The sequence below is a fragment of the Diplocloster agilis genome, assembly GCF_019042275.1.
GTDB lineage: Bacteria > Bacillota > Clostridia > Lachnospirales > Lachnospiraceae > Diplocloster > Diplocloster agilis.
Window position 1 is genome coordinate 86,758 of record NZ_JAHQCW010000002.1, and the last position, 7,730, is coordinate 94,487.

Genomic DNA, 7,730 nt, shown 5'->3' on the forward strand with positions numbered 1-7,730 from the left:
GTTTATTCCGTTTTGCCCTCCGGATTCCTTGAAAACGCGAACGCTTCAAAGTCAGAGATGGTGATGGGCCTTGAGAATACGTATCCCTGCACCATATGGCACTTGGCTTCCCTTAAAAATTCCACCTGGTGCATGGTCTCCACTCCCTCCGAGACCGTATCCATATCCAGATTCCTGGCCAATTCGATCACTTTTTCAATCACACATTTTCCCCGCTGGGCATTGTTTTTCTTTTCCTGGAAGAAAGCCCGGTCGAGCTTTTAGACATCCACCGGGACATCCTTTAACATATTGAGCGAGGAATACCCGCTTCCGAAGTCATCCAGGGAACAGCGAAAGCCCATTTCATGAATCTGCTCGATCACATGGATCAGAAATTCCAGATTTTCAAATACCACGGTCTCGGTCAGTTCAATCTCCAGAAGCTGGGGCGGAATCTGATACCGCTCATAGATCTTACGGAATTGATCCAGAAAATCCGGATTTTTCAGGTGGACCCTGGACAGATTGACCGAAATGGGAATCGGTGTGATCCCCTGGTCGATCCATCGGCGAAGCAGGCGGCAGACTTCCTCGAATACAAACAGATCCACTTTTACAATAAATCCGTTTTTCTCGAATACAGGTATGAATTCCCCGGGCTGAAGCAGTCCTTTCTCAGGGTCCTGCCAGCGCACCAGCGCCTCCGCCCCGGACACAGTATTATTCTCGATATCCATCTTCGGCTGCAGGTAGACCACAAATTCCCGGTTCTCAAGGGCGGTCTGCATCCTGTTGGTAATCTCTTTCTCGCGGATCATCCTCACCCGCTCCATATCGGAATAAAATACGCAGGAGTACAATTTCGTCTCATTGATCTGCTTGTTATTTTTCCGGGCCACATTGGCTCTGTCCTGCATCGTAATCATATGCAGCCCTTTTTCACGAATCACATAGACCCCGGCATAGATCGGAAGAAAATACTTGTCCGTCAGCTCCCCGTTAAACGAGTTGATCTCTTCCACCAGCTCCTTCAGCCAGTTCTGGAATTCCTCCTGCGGCCGGTTTTTCATGAGGACGTCATAGGTATCCGCCGAAATCCTGGATACGATCTCGCCGGGGGTTAGATGTCTTTTTATAACATCATGGACGTATTTCAACGTTTTATTCCCCATTGCGCTGCCAAACGCATCATTGATCAACTTAAATTTCTGTATATCCAGGGAAATCAGCGCATAGGTATCCGCCTCGGCCTTCCCGATCAGTTCCTGGGCCTCCATCTCAAAGCTGGTCCGGTTCATGCCTCCGGTCACCGGGTCCACAAATGCGATGGTTTCCAGCCGTATGCGGTTCTTCTTCTGCGTCTGGATTAAGAAATACGTAAGCCCGGCGAACAAAAGCACGATAGAGATATTGATCGCTACCGCCAGCAGGATAAACGAATTCCACTGTTCTTCCGTCTCTTTTGTGGGAACCACGGACAACAGATACCAGCCCTCTCTGGCAAGCGGCTGACCGTTCATGACTTTATGTCTGCCTTCTTCGGTGCGGTAATACAGGACGCCGGGCATTCCCCCCTCGATCTTGCTTTGCAGCCCGGCCACGGTATATCCGCGATCCAGGCGGCATTGCTGTTCCAGTGTCTGGAACAGATTCTTCGGGTTCTTGACCGCATTTTTATTCTGGGAGTCTATGATGAAAGCCCCGTTTGCATCCACGATCTGCGTATATCCTTCCTGATTAAAGCTCTCCACATTCAGAAGTTCCCGAAAATGAGCCGCGGACGCGCTGGCCACAACCGCGCCGGCCACGCCATTCCCACCAAGCATGGGCACACAATATAAGAAAATATCCGAACCATCCGCCGGTGAACTGATACAGCCGGAAAGGGCCTCTGTACCCGCTAAAGCCTTCTGCACGGCCTGGACTCCCGAAAGGTCCGCCGATCCGCCGTTACTTAACTGCAACCGCCCGTTCAGATCCACGATTCCCAACAGCTCGCCCGGTGTCTTGTCCTGCACGATCTTCAGATAGCCCAGCTGTTGTTCCAGGCTTTCCATATTTGCACAGGAAATCGCCATAATTTCCATCGAGTGAAATACCGCGTCCAGCCGGTCGTTTATGACGTTCGCCACCTGTGAGGACACTTCCCCCAGGTAGCGGTTGGTTTCCGCCTTCGTATTCCGCTCCAGATTTTTTACATAGAACGCGCAGATTCCGGCGACGATTATCACAAGGACAATAAGCCCTGCAAATTCCAGTTTTAGTTTTTTATCTTCCTGTAAATTTCCCATTTTCATCGTGATGTGCCATCCTTTGAATACAATATGTAGACGCTTTCGAAAGCGTACCCTATTATATTACTGTAATCGACCGGAAAATACAAGAAATAACCTCTAAGAAATGACGCCCTTTTGCGGATAAAAACCATCAGGGCGTCATTTTCATACAGGATTATCTGATAGATTATATATGATGCTTTATATTCTAAAGCCTTAAGCTTTCCTCTTCTTCGTGGCTTTTATAAGAGAGGAAGTCTGCACATCCAGCATAATGGCAATGATGATCAGCGCCCCCTTGGCAATCCACTGCCAGTAGGAACTGACATTTAAAATGTTAAGTCCGTTATTGATCAGTCCTACGATCAGGCAGCCGAAGACGGAACCCAGGACATTTCCGTATCCGCCGCTTAAAGGGGTCCCGCCGATCACCACAGCGGCGATTGCATCCATTTCCATGCCAGCGCCGGCCGTGGGCTGGGCAGAGGCCACGCGCCCATCCATAATGATAGCCGCGATCGCTACGCAGGCACCCATGATGATATAGACGATGTAGCGCATCCGTTTGACATGGACCCCGGATACCCGGGCAGCCTCCTCATTTCCACCCATGGCGATGGCATGGCGGCCCAGGTAGGTAGAGCGTAAAAACACGGCCATGACCACAGCCACAATGACCATGATATAGATTTGCACCGGGATTCCCAGAAAATAATCCTGTCCTATTGCGATAATCGCATCCGGCAAACCGCTGACCGGGGTTCCGTCACAGAGCAGGTGCGTGACGCCGCGAAAGATCTGAGCGGTTGAGAGGGTCACAATGAAGGGGGGCATTTTAAATGTGAGAAACAAGAAGGCGTTGCAGAAACCGAGAAACATCCCAAATAAAATGCTGAACAACAGTACCAATATCACCGGAAGCCCCGCAATCTTACTGATCAGCGCACAGAAAACACCGACCAGCCCCAGCATATACCCCACCGACAGATCGATGGAACCGGAAGCCAGAATCAGGGTAAATCCGACGGACATAACACTCATGACGCACACCTGGCGGACCATGTTTAAAAGGTTGGTCTTTGTCATGAAATTATCGGTAGCAAAAGACAGTACGATTGCCAGAAACAAGAAGATCACGATTGCTTTATTATTGACGAGGAACTGGCCAAGCCTTCGTTCCTGATTTTTTTCTTTCATAATTACTACACCTTTCTTTCCATGAACTGCCAGCTGCTAGGACGCGCCGAACTCTTCTTTGATCAGGATCTCCTGGCTTACGTCCCCCCGGTTATGTTCTGCTACGATTTTTCCCTCCCGGATTACCAGGATACGGTCGCTCATGCCCAGGACCTCCGGAAGCTCTGAGGATACCATCAGGATGGCCATCCCCTTTTTAGCCAAGTTGGAGATGAGGCGGTGGATCTCCGATTTGGAACCTATGTCGATTCCTCTGGTCGGTTCGTCCAGAATCAGGATATCCGGCTGGTTCATCAGCCATTTACCGACGATCACTTTTTGCTGGTTCCCGCCGCTTAGCTGGCTGATCGCCTGATTGACGGACGCTGCTTTGACCTCCATAAGTTCCATCATCTCGCGGCATCGGCTGGACTCTTCTCTCTTTCGCACAAATAATTTCGCGGTGCACAGCTTTTTCAGATATACCAGCGTCATGTTTACTTTTATGGAAAGAATTCGGATTCCGCCAAGCTGCAGCCGGTCTTCTGTTACCATCCCCAGCCCGCAGCGTATAGCGTCCCTGGGCGAGCGGATCTTACATCTGTTACCCCGGACGGTTATTTCGCCGGAATCGACCGGGTCCACCCCAAACAGCCCCCGCATGATTTCTGTTCGTCCAGCGCCCATGAGGCCGCAAATTCCGACGATTTCACCCTGCCGGACCTGAAAGCTTATGTCTTCATATACACCGCTTCTGCAAAGATGTCTGACCGAAAGGACTTCCTCCCCGATGGGAGCTTCTTCCTTTGGGAACATCTGATTCAATTCCCTGCCGACGATCAGCCGGATCAGGGTGGGCATGTCCGTCTCGGCGCACTCTCTGGTCTCAATATAATGGCCGTCCCGCAGGATGGTCACTCTGTCACAGATCTCAAACACTTCTTCCAGCTTGTGAGAAATAAAAATCACGGATATCCCATCTTCCGCCAGTCCCTTTACCACCCGGTACAGTACTTCAATCTCCGACTGGGTCAGCGCCGAAGTGGGCTCATCCATAATAATGATATCCGAATGATAAGATACCGCCCTCACCAACTCTACCATCTGCATACCGGCAATGCTTAAATTCTTAACCATGGCCTGCGGATCTATGGAAACCTTCAGACTCTCCAGAAGTTCCCGTGTCTTAGCAAGCTGTGCCTTACGGTCGATAAAGCCATGTTTGTAAAATTGCTTTTCACGGCCCACCCATATATTTTCCGCCACGGTCATGTTCGGGATCAGGCTGATTTCCTGATGTATCATGGAGATTCCCGCCTGAAGGGCGTCGTACGGTTCCTTAAAATGGACTTCTTTACCCTTGAACAGGATACTTCCGCTGTCCGCCGTGTGGATTCCCAGCAGGATTTTCATAAATGTAGATTTACCCGCCCCATTTTCTCCCAACAGGGCGTGAACCTCTCCCTTTTTCAGCTCAAACTGAATCCTGTTAAGAACCTGCACGCCGGAAAAGGATTTTGACACGTCGGTTACCTTCAATACCAGGTCATTTTCACCCATATTCTTTTCACATCCTTTATGCGCGGGTACGGGAAAACTCCTTTTATTCTTAACAAGGCCGCCGGTCCGTTTATCTGTAGACAGGCGGCCGCTTACCCGCAGCTCGTTATCCAAACTCTATGGCATCTATCTCTATGGAATCTATCTCTATGGCATCTATGCCTATTTGCTGCCCAGCAGTTCATCGATGTTGTCTTTTGTCATCAGCTTATAACTATTCAGATAGACAGGTTCTTTATAGGTCTCCCCTCCGGCAACCTTTACCGCCACATCCAGATTGGTGCTTATCTCATCATTCAGATCTGTCCAGATCGTCGCGTCGATCAGCCCGTCGCGGATATACTGCTGGCCGTTTGCAGACCCGTCGATTCCCAGCAGATAGAACTTCTCCATATCCACATTCGCCGCTTTCAGCGCATTTGCCGCCCCAGCCGCCATCTCATCGTTCTGGCAGACGATCACGTTCATATCCGGAAAGCTCTGGATCCAGTCCTCGGTCAGGGCCATGGCATCGCTGGCAGACCAGTTACCGGCCTTCTCCGCCAATAATTCTCCTCTGCCGTCAGCCTTTAGCTTGTTGACGAAGGGGTCGATCAGCCCGTCGTAACGCTCCTGGGTGCCGGTCAGGCCGAATCCGCCCCAGATATAACAGAGGTTCATTTTCATATCCGGATTCGCGTCCAGGATACCCTGAAGATATTCTCCCTGAAGGATTCCGTTGTCTTTCTGGTTTGCTCCAACCCAGGCAGAAATCTTGTCATTATGAACCTCATAGGACGACGCCACCACCGGAATACCGGCCGACACGCAAGCGTCCACCGAAGCAGCCAGACCATCCGCGTCCACCGCCCTTAATATAATGACATCCGGATTCTGTGCAATCAGCGATTCCACATCACTGACCTGCTTCTCTACATTAGCGTCCGCATTGGTGGACACCACTTTTATATTTCCTTTACTTTCAGCCGCCGCCTCAAAGGTATCCAGCCAGGATTTCTGGTACTCATCGGCGCTGTAGCAGGCGATGCCAATCAGGAGCTGCGCGGAATCCGCCTTTGCATCCTTTGCATCTCCGGCCTGGTCTGTTTCCCCGGTGTCTTTCGCATCCTGCATACCCTTATCGTCTTCGGCCGCCGGCAAAGCTTCCTTGTCCGTTTCCCCGGAGCCGCAGCCGCTTAGACACACCGAACCCAGTAGTATACCCGCCAGCAATAAACCAACATACTTTTTCATTGAACCTTCTCCTTTCAATTCAATAACCTTATCCTTATGCTTTCTATCCTTGTTTCCAGTATTACCGGAGTTTACTTCTCTCACTAATGTAACGCGTTTCATTTTTGTGTAAGGAAAAACGAATTGTCTTGTTATCACCTCCGGGATTTCATTTAACCACCCCTGGTTTCCGGTGCTGTCATCCGGTTAATCCTGAAATTTCCGGCTCATTTAACCACATTTTTAAACCTTTTTCCTGTAATGTATAACTATTTTGAAATAATTGTTTTTACCTCTGGACTTTTTTTATGCAATTTAGTATAATGTGTTTAAATGAAATGCGTTACATTTAGCAAAATAGCTAACTCGTTGATATCAGAATATCAGGTTTCCATATTCTTGTCAATATACTTCTGCTTTAATTTGTGAAAAAGAGTTTTGAACGATTCCCAAGGAGGTATCTTATACATGGAAAATATCAGAATCCAACAAGTAGCAAAAGCGGCCGGCGTGTCTTCAGCCACGGTTTCCCGTGTTTTAAACAACAAGAACAACGTCCGTCCCGAGACGCGGGAAAAAGTAATGGAGGTCATCAAGCAGCTGGATTATCATCCGAACATGCTGGGGCTGAATCTGCGCCAGTCCAGCAGCGGGGTCGTCATCGTTATGGCCAATACCATCAGCAAGCCGTTCTATGTGGATTTTATGGATACCATGCAGCAGGCGGCCACGGAAAATAACTACAATATTCTGCTGGGCCATTATGGCGATGACCAGGCCACACTCTCCTCTTATATCCGCCTTCTCCAGGGACGTCTGGCAGACGGGCTGATCCTGGCCAATCACAATCAGGATATCCCCTATCTGGAGGAAATGGCGGCAAAATACCCGCTGATCCAGTGCTGCGAGCACAATCCCGGGACTTCGATTCCCTATGTCTCGGTGGATGATTATAAATGCGGACAGATAGGTACGGAGCATCTGCTGGCGAACGGCTGCCGCAAAATTGCATTTCTGAACTATACGCTGGAGGCGAATTTTACCAAAAACTATCAACAGGGTTTTCTGGATACTATGAAAAAACATAGGATTGAGGTGCGTAAAGACTGGATATGTAACCTCTCCACCATGGAGTTTGACGCTGCATACCAGGCAGCGCTTAAGGTCCTAAGCCGGGACGACAAGCCGGATGCCTTTTTTGGCGTCATAGACCTGTATGCGCCGGCCATCACCAAAGCCGCTCACACGCTGGGACTGCGGATTCCACAGGATCTGCGCGTTATATCCGGCGATAATTCCTTTTTATTAGATACAACCACCCCTTCCATCACTGCTCTGGACCACAGGCGGCGCGATATGGCGGCCGCCGCATTCGATCTTCTGTTGGAGCGGATAGAAAACCACCCGATCCGCCACAACAGTATTCTGATCGACCCGGCTCTCATTGTGCGGGAGTCAACCAAATAAGATGCCTGAAAAAAACAGGCAATAACAATGAAACCCTTACAGGATACCTGTATGCCT

The 7,730-nt window shown here is 49.7% G+C and carries 4 protein-coding genes and 1 pseudogene; 1 reads left to right on the forward strand and 4 read right to left on the reverse strand.

Going from position 1 to position 7,730, the window contains the following annotated elements; translation table 11 throughout:
* Positions 1-2 precede the first annotated feature (2 nt).
* The 4 genes and pseudogenes from KTH89_RS01865 to KTH89_RS01880 form a co-directional block, all read right to left on the reverse strand.
* Positions 3-2,279, reverse strand: a pseudogene (locus KTH89_RS01865) (bifunctional diguanylate cyclase/phosphodiesterase).
* Positions 2,280-2,474: 195 nt separating this feature from the next.
* Positions 2,475-3,455: an ABC transporter permease gene (locus tag KTH89_RS01870; protein WP_238720421.1), complete on the reverse strand. Its 981-nt coding sequence runs from the start codon at positions 3,453-3,455 to the stop codon at positions 2,475-2,477.
* 36 nt (positions 3,456-3,491) lie between these two features.
* Entirely contained in the window at positions 3,492-4,994 is a 1,503-nt protein-coding gene (locus tag KTH89_RS01875; protein ID WP_238720422.1) for a sugar ABC transporter ATP-binding protein, read from the reverse strand.
* Positions 4,995-5,156: 162 nt separating this feature from the next.
* On the reverse strand, positions 5,157-6,227 hold the full coding sequence (locus KTH89_RS01880; protein WP_238720424.1) for a sugar ABC transporter substrate-binding protein: 1,071 nt from the start codon (positions 6,225-6,227) through the stop codon (positions 5,157-5,159).
* Between the two features lie 447 nt (positions 6,228-6,674).
* Here KTH89_RS01880 and KTH89_RS01885 point away from each other — a divergent pair, with 447 nt between their 5' ends.
* Positions 6,675-7,673 carry a LacI family DNA-binding transcriptional regulator gene (locus KTH89_RS01885; protein WP_158344193.1) on the forward strand — a complete coding sequence of 333 codons (999 nt, stop codon included), beginning with the start codon at positions 6,675-6,677 and terminating at the stop codon, positions 7,671-7,673.
* Positions 7,674-7,730: the final 57 nt, after the last annotated feature.